A 17,386-nucleotide genomic window follows, 5' to 3' on the forward strand; every position below is an offset into this window, starting at 1 on the left:
GAGGTGAGGACATGAGCGAAAAACTTCTCCTGATCGGATGCGGCAACATGGCTGGCGCAATGCTGGCCGGGTGGCTAGCTGCGGGCGAAGAAGCATCCCGCTTTGAAGTGCTTAGCCGCAGTCGGAAGGCCTTGCCTGAAGGTGTAGTCGAGCATCTCGATCCCGCAGAAATCGCCGGGCATGATGCCGTTATGCTGGGGTTCAAACCGCAGCAGCTTGGCGATCTCGCTCCCGATTTTCAGGGAATCGTGGGTGAAAGCGTGGTGGTCTACTCACTTCTTGCGGGGATTACTCTCGCGCAGCTCAAAGAGGCCTTTCCCGCTGCAAAGGCGCATGTGCGGGTGATGCCTAACCTCGCTTCGCGGATTGGAAGGTCACCGGTCATCTTGTCTGAGGATGGGCTGGATCAAACGGGACGGGACGCCGCTTTTGCTCTTTTCGATAAGCTTGGCAGCGCTGTCTGGCTTGAGGATGAGGCGCAATATGACCTTGTGACTGCGCTCGCCGGGTCAGGTCCGGGCTTCGTCTACCGCTTTATCGATGCGCTTGCCGGTGCAGCCATTGAACTGGGGCTCGACGCAGAAAGCGCCCAAAGCCTTGCGGTTTCTATGGTCGAAGGCGCAGCTGCTTTGGCCGCCGGTGCGGATGTGTCTCCCGGTGATCTTGCGGACAGGGTCGCAAGCCCTGGTGGAATGACGCGTGAAGGGTTGAATGTGCTTGATAAAGACGAAGCGTTGCTACGACTTTTGACCGAGACTCTACGCGCCACGCGGGATCGCGGTGCCACGCTGTCCAAGGGGGCTTAAGGTTAACATCTGTTCAGATTAACAAGATGCGCGCTTTGCAATCCGGTTTTGCTTGAAAACCGCTCGCAAAAGCATGATATTGCACTCACGAGGCGCGGCATTCTCGCGCCGCTTATTTGGAGACAGAGGTTCCACAATGGCTGATTGGAAAGACAACACGCAAACGCAGACGAACTTCGGTTCGGTGCCGCGCGCTGGCGGAGAGGTCACGTATGACGAAGGCCTCCGTTCCTACATGCTTAAGATCTACAACTACATGGCATCGGGCGTCTTGCTAACCGGTATCGTTGCTTTGGCAGCGTCCTCGACCGGCCTGACGATGGCTATGCTTGAAAGCGGGCTGTTCATCGTGGTTGCGCTGGCGCCGCTGGCATTCATCCTTGCGATGAGCTTTGGCTTGCACAAGATGAGTGAAGGCACGCTTCAGATTGTGTTCTGGGCCTTCGCCACGGTGATGGGCCTGTCCATGTCGACGATTTTCCTCGAGTTCACGGGTGAATCGATCGCCACGACTTTCTTTGCGACCGCAGGTGCTTTCGCTGGTCTGTCCCTGTGGGGCTACACCACGAAGAAAGACATTTCTGGCTGGGGTAGCTTCCTGATCATGGGTGTCATCGGCCTGATCATCGCTAGCATCGCCAATTGGTTCATCGGTTCGGGCCCGCTTGGCCTCGTTATCAGCGGCCTTGGCGTGCTGATTTTCGCCGGTCTGACGGCATACGACACGCAGCGTCTGAAGAACCAGTATCAGTATCTGCGCGGAACCGAGATGATGGGCAAAGCCGTAATCATGGGTGCAACCAGCCTGTATCTCGACTTCGTCAACATGTTCATGTTCCTGCTGCAGTTCCTCGGCAGCCGCGAGTAATCGCGTTTCGATCCGGCCTTCCCTTTGGATGGGCCGGTGATGAACTGGTGAAATATCTTATGCCCGGGGCGTTTCATACGCTCCGGGCATTTGCTTTGTACCTTACAGGCTTTAGGCATATCGCTTCAGATCAGCGAAAGGCGCGGGGGAGCATATTGTCCCGAGCCACATAAATGAGAGGCGAAGTACACGATGAACGGGCACGGTCGCACAGCAGACACCGGCACAACCGATAAGGCCATGTCGGGAAGCAAATCGCGCCTGACCGCGCTGGCCCTCGGCATCACGATGCTGGCAGGCTGCGTCAAACCCGCGCCTGAACCCGTTGTTATTCCGCCTCCGCCACCACCGCCGCCACCTCCGGTAGAGATCGTGCCTTCGCGGCCTCTTCCTCCTGGTGGAGCCGCCTACGTAATGAAGATTCCGGAAAGAGGTGCGAGTGGTCTGCGCCAGACGATCAACAGCAACCTGACCGATGATGAGAAAGTGTGGCACTTCCGCGCCGGCTGGAACGCCGCAGCTCTCAATTGCACGGCGGCACGCGATGCTTCGATCAACACCGCGTACAACACCTTCATCAACAAGCATCAGCGCGCGCTGACAAGAGTGAACAACAGGCTGGAAACCCAGTTCCGGCGGGCAGAAGGCTCCCGCCGCGCGGGCATTCTGGCGCGCGAGAAGAAGCTGACCAGCACATATAACTTCTTCTCTTTGCCACCGGCGCGTCGCCCATTCTGCGCAGCCATGCTTGAGCTGTCCAACAACTCGCTCACCAATCCACCGACTGATCCGATCGCCTTTGCATTGGCCAATTTTGACTACATGCAGGCGCCGTTCGAGACATTCTTCGATCAATACGAAACCTATGAGCGTGAATCCGCTTTGTGGGACGTGAAGTATGGTGCGGAATACGGGCAGTCGCAGGCAGGCTGGGTGGCCGTTCAACAGGCTCGCGCCGAGGGCAACCCACACGTACCGACTGTTGGCGATGCCGAGCTGACCTCCACCACAGCCGATCCAACCGTTGTCACCGGCTTGGTGGCTGATCCGGAGAGCGGGGTCACAGTTCCCGTGGCACCGGTTGATGAGGACTTCGTTTCCCAGCCTGTGGTTCAGCCAATCAAGAACGAGCCAGACGACGAAGGTGACGGCACCCGCTGACACCTTAAGTTCGCGGGTTGCGGCGCGATAATTGCGGGCCTAAAGCGACAACACACTTCGGTAACGGGAATGCGGTGCCCTTTTTCGCGAAAGGAAGTCCGCAGCTGTCCCTGCAACTGTAAGCGGTGAGTGTTTGATGCGCGCCCTAACTTGGGCAGCCACTGAGCGAAAGAGCTTGGGAAGGTGAGCGTCAGATACGGCGATCCGCAAGCCAGGAGACCGACCGGAGCGTGTCGCTTGTTGCCCCTCTCAGGGATTGGAGAGGCGCGGATATTTTTCGTTTCGAGCGACGATTGAACGGCCGTGTGGGTTAGCGCCTGCGCGGTCCCTATCGCTCATTCGGAAGGGATCCGAGCATGAATAAACGTATACGGACAAGCAGCGTCGCGGTGGCGGCGCTCGCTTGGAGCGCGCCAGTATTGGCGCAAAACGGTCAAGACGAAGACGCGAAGGCCAGCGAGGGCGAGGCCGTCTCCACCGCAGCGACACGCAGCCCAATCGTGGTCACCGCATCGCGGGGAGATAGAACACCGGCAAGCGCGGTCACGTCGGCTTACACCCTTCTTAGCAAGGAAGATGTCGCGGACCGCCAGACGCGCGATATTGCTGACATTCTGCGCGATGTGCCCGGTGTTTCTGTCAGCAGCATCGCTGGCCAAACGCAGATCCGCCTGCGTGGTTCAGAAGCCAATCACGTGCTGGTTCTGGTGGACGGGATCGAAGTCTCTGATCCGGGCAGCGGCGAATATGACCTCGGCACCCTGCAGACTGAGATCGGCAGCTCTGTCGAGGTGCTGCGCGGCCCGCAATCCGCTCTTTATGGAAACGACGCCATTGCGGGTGTTGTCGCATACAGCTCTGGCGATTTTGACGGGATCGCCGGCCGGATTGAAGCCGGAACAAACGACACGTTCAACGGCGCAGCGCGCATCGGTGTCGACAATTCCGACCTCTCCGCCTCTCTGTCTGCAACGGTGGTCAGCACGGATGGTGAACCCAATGCCCGTGGCGGGACGCGAGATATCGGACGCGATAGCTACACAGTTTCGGGCAAAATCTCGGCAAGTGTCTCCGACAGCTTCACGCTGCGCGCCGTCGGCCGGTATGTGCAAACCGAAGGCCAATCGAACAATCAGGACTTTGATTTCACCAGCCCGACTGTGGGCCAAGTGATCGATAGCCCGGGCGTCGGTTTCGAAAGTGAAGCGCTGTTCGGTCTTGTTGGCGCGAAGCTTGAAACTCTTGGCGGCGCATGGGTGCATGATCTGTCTGCGCAGTTCGCCGATACCAGCCGCAATTCTTTTGCATCCTTCGGCATCACCAGTGACACCGAAAGCGACCGCTTCAAACTCTCCTATGTGTCATCATATGACTTCGGAACCAGCGGCCACAGCCTGACATTCGCGGCGGATTACGAGCTTGAGGGTTTCAACAACGTCGCAACCTTTGATGCGCGGCGCGAAAGCGAGAATTTCGGGCTGGTCGGCGAATACCGCTATGTCGGTAGCACATTCGATTTCTCAGCGGCAATCCGTCAGGACTTTAACAGCCGCTTCCAGGACACCACCACTTTTCGCGTTGGTGCTGGTCTGAATGCAACAGACACAACCCGTCTGCGCGCCTCTATTGGCAGCGGTGTGAAGAACCCGACTTTTACCGAGCTCTTCGGTTTCTTTGATGGGGTGTTTCTGGGCAATGCCGATCTGCAACCAGAGGAATCGACCAGCTGGGAAATCGGGCTGGATCAGAGATTTGCCAACGACGCGGCAATGGTCTCGGTCACATATTTCAATGCAGAGCTCGAAAACGAGGTCTTCACGATCTTCGGTCCTGCGCCCACGTTCACGGCCACACCCGCCAACCGCGACACACAGAGTGACCGGCAGGGTGTGGAAGTTGCGCTGTCCGCCAATATCGGTCCGCAATGGAGCGTGAACGCGGCTTACGCTTATGTAGACTCGAAAGAGAACGGTGTGGCCGAGATCCGCAGGCCCGAGAGCATCGCGAGCGGTGCGCTGACTTGGACGGCACCTGGTGACAAGGCCTCCGCAACCTTGGTCGTGCGCCACAACGGCGAAACGCCCGACACTGATTTCGGCACGTTCTCGAGTGTTACACTCGACGATTTCACCCTTGTGAACTTCAACGCGCGGGTTGAGTTGGTCGAGGGTGTGAGCGCCTTTGGTCGCGTCGAAAACCTCCTCGATGAGACATACGAGCAAGTGTTCAGCTTCGTATCACCGGGTCGAACCGCGCTGATCGGCGTCGAAGCGAGGTTCTAAAGCAAACGGGCGCGCAGCGACAGCAAGCGTGACTGCGCGCCCGCAGCGACGCGATCTGTGATCGTATGAGCGAGGATTTCGCGCCCCGGATGGGGTGCGGAAACAAGAATCCTCGCATTTCTGCGAGGATACGAATAAACGCGCCTTATGCATTTCCTCGATCAGGCCAAAATATATCTCAAATCTGGCGCAGGGGGACCGGGTGCGGTCTCTTTCCGGCGCGAGAAGTATGTTGAATATGGCGGCCCCGACGGCGGCAATGGCGGTAAGGGCGGGGACATCGTTTTCGAAGCTGTGCAGGGCCTCAACACCCTGATCGACTTTCGTTATTCGCAGCATTTCAAAGCCAAACGCGGCAATCACGGCCAGGGCAGAGACCGGACCGGAGCTGGCGCACCCGATCTGGTGATCAAAGTCCCCGTGGGCACACAGGTCCTTTCCGAGGACAAGGAAGAAGTGCTCGCTGACTTCACGGAAATTGGCCAGCAGGTCGTCTTTCTTGAAGGCGGAATGGGCGGACGCGGCAATGCGTCGTACAAGAGCTCCACAAACCGCGCTCCGCGCCAACATCAGCCAGGTGAACCCAGCCAAGAGATGTGGGTCTGGTTGCGGTTGAAATTGCTTGCCGATGTCGGCCTGCTTGGCCTGCCCAATGCGGGCAAATCCACCTTTATCAATCAAGTATCGAACGCCAAGGCGAAGGTTGGCCATTACGCCTTTACCACTCTGGTGCCCAAGCTGGGCGTCGTACGCCACAAAGGGCGTGAATTTGTTCTCGCGGACATTCCCGGCCTGATCGAAGGCGCTGCGGATGGTGCAGGGATCGGGGACCGGTTCCTTGGCCACATCGAACGCTGCCGGGTGCTCATCCACCTTATCGACATCGCCGGTGATGACCCCGTGGAGGCGATGCGGATCGTTGAAGAAGAGCTTTCGGCCTATGGCGCAGGTCTGGATGACAAACCGCGCCTCGTCGCGCTCAACAAGCTAGATCTCGCCGACGAAGAATTGGTGGCCGGTTTCGCTGAGGAACTGATGGAAGCCGGTGCGGATCAGGTCTTCGCCGTTTCCGGTGCAACCGGTGAGGGGATCGAGCATCTTCTCGATGCGGTGCTGGGCTATCTCCCCGATCGCACCTCGACCGAAACCAACGCAAGCGAAGTTGAGGACGAGGAAGAGGAAGGCGGCGAATGGTCGCCGATCTGAAGGGGCTGATTGACCCGGCGCAGTGCAAGCGGCTGGTGGTCAAGATTGGCAGCTCACTCCTTGTCAAAGACGGCAAACCCGCTCGTGGCTGGATTGATGGGCTTGCGCATGATTTGCGCGACCTGCGCGGGGCCGGTGCCGAGATTATGGTCGTGAGTTCGGGCGCGATTGCGCTCGGCGCGGCGCGTCTGGGACTGCCCAAAGGTGGCCGTGCGAGCCTCGCTGATGCGCAGGCAGCGGCATCGGTGGGACAAGTAGCGCTGGCGCAGCTTTGGGCATCGGTGCTCGACAAGCACGGCCTTACGGCGGCGCAGATTCTGGTGACAATCGACGATCTTGAGGACCGTAGGCGATATCTCAATGCGTCGGCCACTCTGGAACGGCTGATCGAGGCAGGTGCGGTGCCGGTGGTCAATGAGAATGACAGTGTCGCGACCGAAGAAATCCGCTTTGGTGACAATGACCGGCTGGCCGCGCGCGTCGCTCAGGCGGCGGGTGCGCAGGGTGTGCTTCTCCTGTCCGACGTTGCGGGGCTCTATGATCGCAATCCATCTGATGAAGACGCTCAGTTGATCGAGACGGTGGAAGGGGTGACCCCCGAAGTGATCGCTATGGCTGGCGAGGAATCCGGTTCGGGCATCGGCACCGGCGGTATGAAAGCCAAGTTACAGGCTGCCCGCATTGCCGAACGCGCTGGCGTGGCGCTCGGCATCATTGATGGGCGCAAGGAAGGACCGATCACGCAGCTACGCGAAAGCGGCGAGGGTACGATCTTTCTGCCTGTGCGTGCAGATGGTGCTCGCAAAGCATGGCTGGGCGGCCGTCAGTCGATTGAAGGTGTGCTGACCGTTGATGAGGGGTGCGTAGAGGCTCTGGGCAATGGTGCCAGCCTTCTCGCTGCGGGCCTGACCGATGTTGAAGGTGAATTTGATCGCGGTGCGCTGGTTAGCCTCCATGGACCCAAAGGCGAGCGACTTGGGCAGGGACTGGTCGAATACAGCGCCACAGAATGCCGGGCGATCCTTGGCCTTCAGGGCGGCGATCAGGAAGCCCAACTTGGCTATGCACCGCGCGCAGCCGTCGTGCATAGAGATCATATGGTGCAGGGTTAGAACTTGGCATGAAACTAGCGATCACTGGTGCAACCGGATTTGTCGGGCAGGCCACGCTCGATGTGGCCGTGGGCAAGGCATACCGCGTAAAAGCGCTGGCACGCCGTCCGCAGGCAGGCCGTGACCGGGTTGAGTGGATCAGCGGGGCACTTTCCGACACAGATGCATTGGCCAAGCTGGTCGAGGGTGTGGATGCGGTGATCCACATTGCCGGGCTGACCAACGCCCCCGATCCTGCACAGTTCGAACCTGCCAATGTTGGCGGCACGGCCAACGTGATTGAGGCGGCCAAAAATGCGGGTGTGCGGCGTTTCGTCTTCGTATCATCGCTCTCCGCCCGCGAGCCTTCGCTGTCTGCCTATGGTGGGTCAAAGGCGCGGGCAGAGGAATTGGTCGAAGCGAGCGGTCTCGATTGGACAATGGTGCGCCCGCCCGCGGTCTATGGCCCGCATGACAAGGACATGTTCGAGCTGTTCCGCGCCGCGAAATTCGGCGTTGTGCCGATGCCGCCAAAAGGCAAAACCTCGATCATCCATGTCGAGGACCTCGCGCGTTTATTGGTGGCGCTCGCCCCTGCAAATCCCATCACATACGGTCAGACCTACGAGCCGTGGGACGATAATGCGTTCGGATACGATCATCAGGAACTGGCCAAGATGATTGGCGAAGCGATGGGCAAGCAGCAGATATTCGCGCCAAACCTTCCCGAGGGCCTGCTCAAACTCGGCGCGCAGCTCGACCAGACGATCCGTGGTTCAAAGGCCAAGCTAACCCCTGACCGCGTGGGATACATGACCCACTCGGATTGGGTGTGTGACCTGAAGAAAGCCCCGCCAATCTCGATCTGGCAGGCAGTTTGGGATGGCGAAGCAGGCCTGAAAATGACCGCTGAATGGTACAAGAAAGAAGGCTGGCTCTAACGCCTTAGAGGAACGGTTCCTCGCCCGGCTTGTGGATGCCGCATTCGGTTTTGTCCCAACCACTCCAGCGCCCTGAACGCGGGTCTTCGCCTTCGGCAACCTGATTGGTGCAGGGGGAGCATCCAATGGATGGATATCCTTGCGCGACCAGCGGGTGGCGCGGCAGATCGTGCTCTTCGAAATAGGCTGCGATGTCTTCGGCGCTCCAGTCGATCAGCGGGTTGATCTTGAGACGGCCTTGGGCGTCGGAGGTGTCCAATTCGAAGCGCGGCAGATTGGCGCGGGTTGATGACTGGAATGCCTTGCGTCCCGTAAACGTCGCATCGAATTCGGCTAAGGCTTTTGCCAGCGGCTTCACCTTGCGGATCTCGCAGCAGCCATCGGGATCGTATGACCAGCGCAGGCCCGTTTCGTCCTTCGCCACAAGCTCTTCTTCGTCAGGCGTGAGGATACGCAGATTGGTGAGGCCAAGCTTCGCGACCAGCTCATCGCGATAGGTCAGCGTTTCGGCAAAGTGCTTTCCCGTATCCAGAAACAGCACGGGCACATCCGGATCAACCTGCGCAATCAGGTGCAACAGCACCGCGCTTTCGGCACCGAAGCTTGAAACAATGGCGATATCGCCGGCCAGATTGCCTTTGATAACCGCGTCGAGCCATTCCTGCGTGGAGGACCCGCGGAACATGCGGTTAAGGCGTACGGCGTCGTGTTCGACAAAACGCGGTGAGGCATCGAGGCGGTCGATCTTGCGCACTTCATTCATGACGCATTTCCTGGATGGTTTTCCGGCGGTCAGCGGCGCTCTGGTAGACATTGTCCCACGTTGCGAAGGCGCGCTTGGCGTCTTCTTCATCAAGCGGCTTGTCAGGCGCGAAAGCGTCAAACCCGCAACGGCGCATATGGCTGAGCTGGTCGATCAAAACATCTCCCACGGCGCGCAATTCACCGGTGTAGCCAGCCTCTCGCAGGATACGGGCCGCGGAATAGCCGCGACCATCGGCGAAGCTCGGGAAGTTCACCTCCACCAGAGCCAGCCGGTCAAGGTAAGGCAGAATCTCGCGAGCATCGTCGCCCGGTTCAATCCGGACAGCAGTGGCGTTGGTCTGGTCACAGCATGCGTCCACGGTCACGGTCGCATGGTCTGCAACCTCATCATCGCGGAACCGGAACTGGACTTCGTCAGGGCTGCGTCCGAGTGGGTTATCCATAGAGGGCCTCCTTGAACGGCTCCATGCCGATGCGGCGATAGGTATCGAGGAAGCGTTCGCCCTCTTCGCGTTTGTCGAGATAGACATCTGTGACGGTTTCAACCGCTTGCACCACGCCATCCTCATCGAAGCCTGGGCCTGTGATCTTTGCTAGGCTGACGTCCTCGGCTTCAGAACCGCCGAGCGAGAGCTGGTAGTTCTCTTTGCCCTTCTTATCGACGCCAAGGATGCCGATATGGCCGGCATGGTGGTGCCCGCATGCGTTGATACAGCCAGAGATCTTCAGCTTAAGCTCACCCAGCGTTTCAGTCCGTTTTTTGGCTGCGAAGTTCTCGGAAATGCGCTGGGCAACCGTGATCGAACGGGCATTGGCCAGTGCACAGTAATCTAGGCCGGGGCAGGCTATGATATCCTCGACCGTATCAAGGTTGGGAGCGCCCAGACCCGCAGCGTCCAACTCCGTCCAAAGCGCGTGGAGATCGGCGATCTTCACATGCGGCAGAACGATGTTCTGCGTGTGCATCACGCGCAGCTCATCAAAGCTGTATTGTTTCGCGAGGCGGGCCATGATGCGGATTTGCTCACCCGTGGCATCACCCGGAATGCCGCCGACGGGTTTCAGCGAAATGACCGCGCTGACGTAGCTATCATGCTTGTGGCGCACCGTGTTGCGATCCACCCACAGCGCGAAGTCGGGGTCTGAACGGTCGACGGTCTTGGGGCCATCCTCGAATGGCGGATTGGCAAAGAACGGCTTGATCTCGCTCCAGCTCCTCACGCGGCGGTTCCACGCCCTGCTCAAGCATGTGAGCAAATTCTTCTTCGACCTGGCGGGTGTACTCATCCTTGCCCAGCTCATGGACGAGAATCTTGATACGCGCCTTGTACTTGTTGTCGCGCCGTCCGTAGCGATTGTAGACGCGCAAACACGCCTCGGCGTAGGTCACCAGTTGGTCGAGCGGCACGAAATCGCGGATCATCGGCGCGATCATCGGGGTGCGACCCATGCCGCCTCCGACAAAGAAACGTGCGCCGATTTCGCAAGCATCATTCTTCATGATCTGGATGCCGATATCGTGCAGCCGCATCGCCGCGCGGTCTTTCTCGGCGGCGATAACCGCAATCTTGAACTTGCGCGGCAGGTAGGTGAATTCCGGATGGAAGCTCGACCACTGACGCAGCAGCTCAGCGTACGGACGCGGATCGACCAATTCGTCATGCGATGCACCGGCAAAGTGATCGCTCGAAATGTTGCGGATGCAGTTTCCGCTGGTCTGGATCGCGTGCATTTCGACCTTGGACAGGTCGGCAAGGATGTCGGCGGCGTCCTCCAGCTTGATCCAGTTGTATTGAATGTTCTGCCGCGTGGTAAAGTGGCCGTATCCGCGGTCATACTTGTCCGCGATATCGCCCAAAGCGGTCATCTGTGTGGAATTGAGCGTGCCATAGGGGATCGCAACGCGCAGCATGTAGGCGTGAAGTTGCAGGTAAAGCCCGTTCATCAACCGCAGCGGCTTGAATTGGTCTTCGGTCAGCTTGCCTTCGAGCCGACGGCGCGCCTGATCGCGGAATTCCTCGACGCGGGCATCGACCATAGCTTGGTCATATTGGTCGTACTTGTACATTAGATAACCCAGTCCAGAGCTTCGGGGTCTTGCGGTTTCAGCGTGAGATCGGGCCGCACCGTTGGGCCGAGCGCGCGCACGCGGTCCTTGATATGGGCAGGGCGGACGCTGCCATCTTCCTCGCGCGTCGCGTCGATCACGTACGGGACGTTCACACGGCGTGCGGCTTCCTCGGCGGCGAGTATTTCCTCGGCACGCTCACCGGCATCGGCGGCTTGATCAACGTGGCGTGACCAGCCTTCGCCGGTCCACCAGACGACATCGCCTGTCTTCAGATCGTTTCCGGTCACAACTCTCACTGGGCAGCCTCCAAAGCTGTTTGGGCCACAACGACATCTTCGCGCGCCGTGACTTCGCCGATCACAATCAAGGCAGGGCTTTTGATTGCCTCGCGCTCGACCAGTTCGGGCAATGCAGCGAGGCAGCCGCGCACAACGCGCATGTTGGCGCGCGCGGCGTTCTCGATCACGGCCACAGGCACATCGGGTGTGAGGCCATCGGTCATCAACTTCTCGGCAATCTGCGGAGCGGTTTTGACGCCCATGTAGATCACAAGAGTACGGCCTTTGCCTGCAAGACCGGACCAGTCTTGGTCTGAAAGCCCTTTGCATTGGCCCGCAACGAAGCTGACGATGCTGGATGCATCACGGTGTGTAAGGGCGATTTGCGCGGCGGCAGCGGCACCGTTTGCCGCGCTGATCCCCGGCACTATCTCGACCGGAACGCCGTGGGCTTTCGCCAGTTCGGCCTCTTCGCCGCCACGCCCAAAGATCAGCGGATCTCCTCCTTTGAGCCTGACCACGTCACGGCCTTGCTGTGCCTCGCGGACCAACAACAGGTTGATCTCGTCCTGCGGCAAGGTGTGGTGCGCGCGGCTCTTTGCAACTGAGACGAGCCGCGCGCGGGGGGATGCCAGATCCAGAATGTCTTTGCTTACAAGTCCGTCATGGACGACGACTTCGGCGCGCTCGAGCAATCGCGCAGCGCGCAGGGTGAGGAGATCCGGGTCACCCGGGCCTGCGCCGACAAGATAAATGGTTCCAACGTGTTCCATGACGACCGAAATGGTCGAGCAACGCAGTGTGCGCCAGCGAGAAAGGATTGGCAGCGCTTAAGGAAAGCTATTGTGCTGTTCTGGAACGTTTGCGCAGTCAGGCTTTTCCGCCGCTCATCAACTCCACCAGTTGATCCAGTTGCTTGCTGGATCGCAGGTGCAAATCGCGTTGGGGGAAGGGGATTTCGATGTCGTTCTCTTTGAACAGGTGCCAGATGCGCATGTAAACGTCGGAGCGGATATTGGCGATCCCGCCTTCGGGATCCTGAATCCAGAAGCGCAGCTCGAAATCGACTGAATTGTCGCCAAAGCCCATAAGATTGACGCGTGGCTTTGGGATGTTGAGCACTCGATCGACGTCTTCTGCCGCTTGGTAGAGCAGCTTCGTCACCAGATCGAGATCGCTGTCATAGGAGACACCGACGGGTGCCTTCACGCGCACATCCTTGGAGCTGTAAGACCAGTTTACGACCTGATTGATCATCAGGTTCTCGTTCGGGATGAGGTGCTCGGTCCGATCGCGGGTGATGACAGAGATGGCGCGAATGCCAATCTTACGAATTTGCCCGACGGCTTCATTGCCAGCCTGATCCGTAACCGAAATAACGTCGCCCGGCTTGATCGATTTGTCGAGCAGCAGGAGTATGCCCGAAATCAGGTTGCCGAAGGTTTTCTGCAGACCAAAGCCGATCGCCAGACCAAAGGCGCCGCCGAAGAAGGCGAGGGCCGTCAGGTCTAGCCCGACCAGGTCAACGGTGACGAAGAACGCCGCCGTCCAGATTATGATGGTCAGAAGCTTCTCTGCGAGCAATTTTTGCGCTTGGTCAAAGCGACTGGCGCGCCTCAATAATCGGCGTGCGATGCGTGTCAGGAACCATGCGACAGTGGCGACTAGCGCGATGGTCGCCATGAGAAACAAGACGTCGAATACGGAGATGCGAACCGAGCCGATCACGAGCGCCCAGCTATCCAGCGTATCGACGAGAGCCGCGCTGGTCTCGCCGGTTGCTGCGATACCTTCCTTTGCGTCTTCGGCTACCGAGACCACTTCTGCGACTTCGGGTTCTTCGGCAACATCCTCTGGGGCCGCTTCGCTTTCGGCTTCGACACCTTCAGCACCGCTATCTTCAGTCGCGGCTTCGGCGGTTTCCTCGCTTTCGGCAGCGGGATCGACGGTGTCTGTCGCAGAGGTGGGTAGAGTTGCACTCATCGTGGTCAGCAGTCCAATCTTGCCAGCGCCTGCGCGAGGTCCGCGATCAGGTCTTCGGGTTCTTCAAGCCCGATAGATAGGCGAATGGCGACACGCTGGCCAGTATCGCTGGTCGTTAGTGGCGGCATGACGTCGCGGTATTGATGTGGGAAGATGGGTAGGGCGAGGCTTTCAAACCCGCCCCAGCTGTACCCGATGCCGAACAGATCGAGCGCATCAACCACGTGGCCATTGGCCACTTCATCTTCGGTGTTGAGGATGAAGCTGAACAGTCCACATCCGCCGTTGAAGTCGCGTTTCCAAATGTCGTGGCCAGGTGAGCTGGGAACCATCGGGCAAAGCACCTCTGAGACCTGCGGCTGATCTGACAGCCACCGCGCGATTTGAAGCGCACTTTCGGTCGATTTCTCCAGCCGGACGGGCATTGTCCGCAAGCCGCGCGCGGCGAGCGCCGCGTCATCAGGAGAGACGACCTGACCCAATTGCTGCGAAGTGCGGCGCAGCGCGCGATACCACCGTTCGCCTGCGCTGGCCGATCCCATCATCAGATCCGAATGCCCGCCGACATGCTTCGAAAGGCTCATCATGGTGATGTCACAGCCATGTTCGAGTGGGGCGAAGCCCAGCGGGCTGGCCCATGTGTTGTCGATCAAGGTCACGGCCCCTTTGGCGTGCGCGATCTCACACAGGGCCGGGATATCGCACACTTCCATCGTCAGACTACCAGGGCTTTCGAACCAAACAGCGCGGGGGCTGTGTTCGTCAACAAGCACCTTGAACCCATCAATATCGAGCGGATCGAAGAAGGTGCTGGTGATCCCCATCCGCTTGAGCAGACCCGTCGCCATCGCGCGAGAGGGATCATAGGCGTTGTCGGTTATGAGCAGGTGATCACCCGGTTTGAGCACTGCGAGCAAACACCCCGCAATCGCTGCAACGCCGCTGGGATAGAGCACGGTCCCGTGTGCTTTGGGCTCCATCCCGGTTAGCGCTTCGGCGAGGGACCACTGCGTAGGTGCCCCCCTGCGACCATAGAAGAAGTCGCCGTCCTCGTTCGATTTCAGTGCGGCCTTGCGATCAGCCTCGGTGTCATAAAGGTGGGTGGAGGCCCGAGTGACGGGCGTGTTGACGACCTTGCCGGTCCATTCCTCCCGCCGTCCAGCTCGGGTGGCTTTTGTGGCAGGTCCAATCTTGGAGTTGTCGCCGCTGCTCATGCTGGACCTTGCGCTTTAGGAGTGTCGGGATCGGCGCTCCAATCGACCCAGCTGCCGTCGTACAGTGCAGTTTGTTTTGCGCCGATCAGGTGCAGCGCGAACAACAGGACACTCGCGGTGACGCCGCTGCCGCAGGTTGTCACGACAGGTTGTGTCGGATCGACGCCGGTTGCTTCAAAAAGCGCGCGCAATTCGCCGGGCGATTTGTAGCAGCCGTCGGCGTCAAAGACCTGCCCGAAGGGTAGGTTGAGCGATCCAGGAATACGGCCGTTTTCGCCGCCATGGACGGGGTCGACGCCTGTGCCGAACACTCGGTCCACTGCGCGCGCATCGAGAACCTGCTCGGCGTTGGTGTCGAGGTTGGCGAGAAGATCGGCCTTCATGCGCACATGCTCCGGCTTGGGAAGGTCAATCGCCGGTGCTGGTGTGATGTCTGCTGTGCCGCTTTCGATCGTCCTATCCTCGGCCTTCCATTTGGCGAGGCCACCATCGAGAATTGCCACCTTTTCAAGGCCATGCGCAGTCAGCAGAAACCACGCCCGTGCGGCGGTCTTCACTGCGCTGTCGTCATAGACCACGATCCGATGGTCACGCGTCACACCAAGCTTCGCCAACCGCTCTGCCAATTGCGCCGAGTTGGGCATCGCCTGAGGTACAGGGGAATTCGCATCCGTAAGGCTCGCAAGGTCCAAAAACCGTGCGCCGGGAATGTGGGCCTGCTCAAACTCGGCCAGGGCGTCGCGATTGGCGGCGGGCAGGTGCCGTGAAGCATCGATCACCAACAGATCATCGTCATCCAGATGATCGGCCAGCCATTGGCTGGAAACGAGGCTTGGAAGCGGGTTGGTCATGCGGTGATGGGAGTAGCGCGCCCGCGCCACCGCGCCAAGTCCGCAGCGCTAAAGCTTGATCTCGCGCGCGCCGAGGCCGGGAATGCCGCCGGGTGGCATATCAAGCGGGATAGGCTGCAATCGCCCTTGCGCTGCGCTGCTTGGCAGGCCGACCACATAGCTGCGCGTGCTGGCCGTCTGCCCTGCGCCTTCGATGGTGAGATGAAGCAGCGGAATGAACAGCGGCTTTTGCCCCTGCATGATCGCGCGGACCTGAGCCAATGGAAGCTGGATTTGTCCGGTGATCGAGCGGCTTTGATGCGGGCCGATCCGCTCGACGGTCTCGATCGGCTGGCCCGCGCCAACGGGAGTCGCATTGGCCGAACCGCGTTCCGCGCTGGCAAGCTGAGCGGCGACCGACAGGTCTCGCACCGCACGCTCTGAGCGGTTGGCGAAATTCACCCGGAAATCGAGAGTGAACATCATCACGCTGCGCGATCCGCCAACTATATCGACGGTGACATCCACACGTTGCGCCGAAGCGGCGGCTGCGAACCCTTCTTGCCCTTCTGAAGCGGCAGCAAGTTCGGGGCGAGGCAGAGCCCTGGGAGCAGCCGCACGTTTTTGTTTCCAGAACAGCGCGCCAAACACTAATCCCAACAGCCCGATCAGCCCGGCAATCCACCACCAAAGCGGTGTGCCTTCTTCGTCATCCGATGGTGTTGCCGAAGGAAGCGCAGGTGGTCCGGTATCAATCGAAGGGGTCGCAACAGGCGCATTGGCCGATGGCGTGGCCTCCGATGCTGGAAGGTCGCTCGCCGACCCATCACCCGCGTCGTCGCTTGTCGTGCCCTGAACCGGTGTTCCGGCCACGGATGGCAAAGTGGAGGACGGGGTTTGGCTACCCGATGGCGTGGGCGCTGTTGTTCGTGTCGGTTCGGGCGCTGGCTGGCTGGCAGAAGGCGTCGGCGTTGGCTGCGCAGCAGTGGCTGTGGGCGCTGGTGTTGGTGTCGGGGTCGGCGCGTCAGTGCGGATGGCCCGCGGCCCGATGCGCACGCCGGAGCGTTCGTCCTCTGGCCCTTGCGGCGCAGGCGTGGGTGTCGGCGCGGTGGGGGGCAAGTCAAACGATCCGCGCGATTGCGCGGCGGCCGGAGAGGTCATCAGCACCGTCGCCATAGCCAGCACAGACGCGGACAACGCGCCGGCTTTGCCGACGATCAGGCTATTGTTCGAAGAAGATGACGGGTTGCGCACGCGGCCGTTTTACCGATTACAGATGTGGTTTGCGTGAACGGTCACATAGATATCCGTTCGCCAAGGTCCAGTTCCCCGCTTGCACTGCCCGTGCTTTCACGGCAACAGCGCGGCATTCGCATCACACCTGAACCGAGCCGATAGAGCGACCAAATGAACGATACACCGCAGTTTCTGGGCAAAGACACGCCCCTGCCGCAGTCCCCCGAAGAGGCCGTGCTCGATTACGTGCCCAATCCGCGCAAGGGCGCGATGTTTTGTGTTCGCTTCGTCTCGCCGGAATTCACGTCGCTGTGTCCGGTGACGAACCAGCCCGATTTTGCACATCTCGTGATCGATTATGCACCGGGCGAAACCATTGTGGAATCGAAGAGCCTCAAGCTCTTCCTTGGCTCGTTCCGTAACCACAACGGATTCCACGAAGACGTAACAGTTGGCATCGGCCTGCGCCTGTTTGACGAGATGAAACCGCAATGGCTGCGCATCGGCGGATATTGGTACCCACGCGGCGGCATTCCGATCGACGTTTTCTGGCAAAGCGGCGCCCCACCAGAGGGACTTTGGCTGCCCGATCAGGGTGTCGCGCCCTATCGCGGTCGGGGATAGAAATAAGTAGAAACACGAATTTCGTGCCGG

At 59.7% G+C, this 17,386-nt stretch carries 17 protein-coding genes, 1 pseudogene and 1 riboswitch; of the genes and pseudogenes, 9 read left to right on the forward strand and 9 right to left on the reverse strand.

Annotation, left to right across the window (positions count from 1 at the left end):
- Positions 1-11 precede the first annotated feature (11 nt).
- The 7 genes from AC0V6K_RS10795 (at position 12) to AC0V6K_RS10825 (ending at position 8,355) form a co-directional block, all read left to right on the forward strand.
- On the forward strand, positions 12-806 hold the full coding sequence (locus AC0V6K_RS10795; protein WP_472622101.1) for a pyrroline-5-carboxylate reductase family protein: 795 nt from the start codon (positions 12-14) through the stop codon (positions 804-806).
- 136 nt (positions 807-942) lie between these two features.
- On the forward strand, positions 943-1,674 hold the full coding sequence (locus tag AC0V6K_RS10800; RefSeq protein ID WP_472622103.1) for a Bax inhibitor-1/YccA family protein: 732 nt from the start codon (positions 943-945) through the stop codon (positions 1,672-1,674).
- Between the two features lie 192 nt (positions 1,675-1,866).
- Positions 1,867-2,835, forward strand: a complete 969-nt coding sequence (locus AC0V6K_RS10805) for a hypothetical protein (RefSeq protein ID WP_472622105.1) — start codon at positions 1,867-1,869, stop codon at positions 2,833-2,835.
- Positions 2,836-2,876: 41 nt separating this feature from the next.
- A riboswitch (cobalamin riboswitch) is annotated at positions 2,877-3,077 on the forward strand.
- A gap of 114 nt (positions 3,078-3,191) precedes the next feature.
- Complete coding sequence (locus AC0V6K_RS10810; protein ID WP_472622107.1) at positions 3,192-5,117, forward strand: TonB-dependent receptor plug domain-containing protein; 1,926 nt, start codon at positions 3,192-3,194, stop codon at positions 5,115-5,117.
- Positions 5,118-5,264: 147 nt separating this feature from the next.
- The gene (obgE, locus tag AC0V6K_RS10815; RefSeq protein WP_472622109.1) at positions 5,265-6,323 is read left to right on the forward strand and encodes a GTPase ObgE; all 1,059 of its coding nucleotides are present in this window, start codon (positions 5,265-5,267) and stop codon (positions 6,321-6,323) included.
- Positions 6,308-7,435 carry a glutamate 5-kinase gene (gene proB, locus AC0V6K_RS10820; RefSeq protein WP_472622111.1) on the forward strand — a complete coding sequence of 376 codons (1,128 nt, stop codon included), beginning with the start codon at positions 6,308-6,310 and terminating at the stop codon, positions 7,433-7,435. The genes obgE and proB overlap by 16 nt, the downstream gene beginning before the upstream one ends.
- 8 nt (positions 7,436-7,443) lie before the next feature.
- Positions 7,444-8,355: an NAD-dependent epimerase/dehydratase family protein gene (locus AC0V6K_RS10825; protein WP_472622113.1), complete on the forward strand. Its 912-nt coding sequence runs from the start codon at positions 7,444-7,446 to the stop codon at positions 8,353-8,355.
- Positions 8,356-8,359: 4 nt separating this feature from the next.
- Here the strand turns inward: AC0V6K_RS10825 and AC0V6K_RS10830 are convergent, their stop codons facing one another.
- The 9 genes and pseudogenes from AC0V6K_RS10830 to AC0V6K_RS10870 form a co-directional block, all read right to left on the reverse strand.
- Positions 8,360-9,118, reverse strand: a complete 759-nt coding sequence (locus AC0V6K_RS10830; RefSeq protein ID WP_472622115.1) for a phosphoadenylyl-sulfate reductase — start codon at positions 9,116-9,118, stop codon at positions 8,360-8,362.
- Entirely contained in the window at positions 9,111-9,563 is a 453-nt protein-coding gene (locus AC0V6K_RS10835; RefSeq protein ID WP_472622117.1) for a DUF934 domain-containing protein, read from the reverse strand. The genes AC0V6K_RS10830 and AC0V6K_RS10835 overlap by 8 nt, the downstream gene beginning before the upstream one ends.
- A pseudogene (locus AC0V6K_RS10840) lies at positions 9,556-11,188 on the reverse strand (nitrite/sulfite reductase). The gene AC0V6K_RS10835 and the pseudogene AC0V6K_RS10840 overlap by 8 nt, the downstream one beginning before the upstream one ends.
- Positions 11,188-11,487, reverse strand: a complete 300-nt coding sequence (locus tag AC0V6K_RS10845; protein ID WP_472622119.1) for a DUF2849 domain-containing protein — start codon at positions 11,485-11,487, stop codon at positions 11,188-11,190. Before AC0V6K_RS10845 ends, AC0V6K_RS10840 begins: the two are co-directional and overlap by 1 nt.
- On the reverse strand, positions 11,484-12,242 hold the full coding sequence (gene cobA / locus AC0V6K_RS10850; RefSeq protein WP_472622121.1) for a uroporphyrinogen-III C-methyltransferase: 759 nt from the start codon (positions 12,240-12,242) through the stop codon (positions 11,484-11,486). The genes AC0V6K_RS10845 and cobA overlap by 4 nt, the downstream gene beginning before the upstream one ends.
- Before the next feature lie 97 nt (positions 12,243-12,339).
- Positions 12,340-13,452 (reverse strand): mechanosensitive ion channel family protein, encoded by a 1,113-nt coding sequence (locus AC0V6K_RS10855; protein ID WP_472622123.1) that lies wholly within the window; start codon positions 13,450-13,452, stop codon positions 12,340-12,342.
- Positions 13,453-13,457: 5 nt separating this feature from the next.
- The gene (gene metC / locus AC0V6K_RS10860) at positions 13,458-14,666 is read right to left on the reverse strand and encodes a cystathionine beta-lyase (protein WP_472622125.1); all 1,209 of its coding nucleotides are present in this window, start codon (positions 14,664-14,666) and stop codon (positions 13,458-13,460) included.
- Positions 14,663-15,517 (reverse strand): sulfurtransferase, encoded by an 855-nt coding sequence (locus AC0V6K_RS10865; protein ID WP_472622127.1) that lies wholly within the window; start codon positions 15,515-15,517, stop codon positions 14,663-14,665. Before AC0V6K_RS10865 ends, metC begins: the two co-directional genes overlap by 4 nt.
- A gap of 48 nt (positions 15,518-15,565) precedes the next feature.
- A complete protein-coding gene (locus AC0V6K_RS10870) occupies positions 15,566-16,369 on the reverse strand; it encodes a hypothetical protein (protein ID WP_472622129.1) in 804 nt (267 codons plus the stop codon).
- A 10-nt stretch (positions 16,370-16,379) separates the two neighbouring features.
- Here AC0V6K_RS10870 and AC0V6K_RS10875 point away from each other — a divergent pair, with 10 nt between their 5' ends.
- Entirely contained in the window at positions 16,380-16,787 is a 408-nt protein-coding gene (locus AC0V6K_RS10875; RefSeq protein ID WP_472622131.1) for a hypothetical protein, read from the forward strand.
- A gap of 116 nt (positions 16,788-16,903) precedes the next feature.
- Positions 16,904-17,356 carry a preQ(1) synthase gene (queF, locus tag AC0V6K_RS10880; protein WP_472622133.1) on the forward strand — a complete coding sequence of 151 codons (453 nt, stop codon included), beginning with the start codon at positions 16,904-16,906 and terminating at the stop codon, positions 17,354-17,356.
- The last annotated feature ends 30 nt before the right edge of the window (positions 17,357-17,386 follow it).

This window comes from Erythrobacter sp. S43 (assembly GCF_057364955.1).

What these genes read in the sequence shown, in the direction of transcription:
- AC0V6K_RS10795 (WP_472622101.1), top strand. Translation starts at nt 12, where the DNA reads ATGAGCGAAAAACTTCTCCTGATCGGATGCGGCAACATGGCTGGCGCA.
- AC0V6K_RS10800 (WP_472622103.1), top strand. Translation starts at nt 943, where the DNA reads ATGGCTGATTGGAAAGACAACACGCAAACGCAGACGAACTTCGGTTCG.
- AC0V6K_RS10805 (WP_472622105.1), top strand. Translation starts at nt 1,867, where the DNA reads ATGAACGGGCACGGTCGCACAGCAGACACCGGCACAACCGATAAGGCC.
- AC0V6K_RS10810 (WP_472622107.1), top strand. Translation starts at nt 3,192, where the DNA reads ATGAATAAACGTATACGGACAAGCAGCGTCGCGGTGGCGGCGCTCGCT.
- obgE (WP_472622109.1), top strand. Translation starts at nt 5,265, where the DNA reads ATGCATTTCCTCGATCAGGCCAAAATATATCTCAAATCTGGCGCAGGG.
- proB (WP_472622111.1), top strand. Translation starts at nt 6,308, where the DNA reads ATGGTCGCCGATCTGAAGGGGCTGATTGACCCGGCGCAGTGCAAGCGG.
- AC0V6K_RS10825 (WP_472622113.1), top strand. Translation starts at nt 7,444, where the DNA reads ATGAAACTAGCGATCACTGGTGCAACCGGATTTGTCGGGCAGGCCACG.
- AC0V6K_RS10830 (WP_472622115.1), bottom strand. Translation starts at nt 9,118, where the DNA reads ATGAATGAAGTGCGCAAGATCGACCGCCTCGATGCCTCACCGCGTTTT.
- AC0V6K_RS10835 (WP_472622117.1), bottom strand. Translation starts at nt 9,563, where the DNA reads ATGGATAACCCACTCGGACGCAGCCCTGACGAAGTCCAGTTCCGGTTC.
- cobA (WP_472622121.1), bottom strand. Translation starts at nt 12,242, where the DNA reads ATGGAACACGTTGGAACCATTTATCTTGTCGGCGCAGGCCCGGGTGAC.
- AC0V6K_RS10855 (WP_472622123.1), bottom strand. Translation starts at nt 13,452, where the DNA reads ATGAGTGCAACTCTACCCACCTCTGCGACAGACACCGTCGATCCCGCT.
- metC (WP_472622125.1), bottom strand. Translation starts at nt 14,666, where the DNA reads ATGAGCAGCGGCGACAACTCCAAGATTGGACCTGCCACAAAAGCCACC.
- AC0V6K_RS10865 (WP_472622127.1), bottom strand. Translation starts at nt 15,517, where the DNA reads ATGACCAACCCGCTTCCAAGCCTCGTTTCCAGCCAATGGCTGGCCGAT.
- queF (WP_472622133.1), top strand. Translation starts at nt 16,904, where the DNA reads ATGAACGATACACCGCAGTTTCTGGGCAAAGACACGCCCCTGCCGCAG.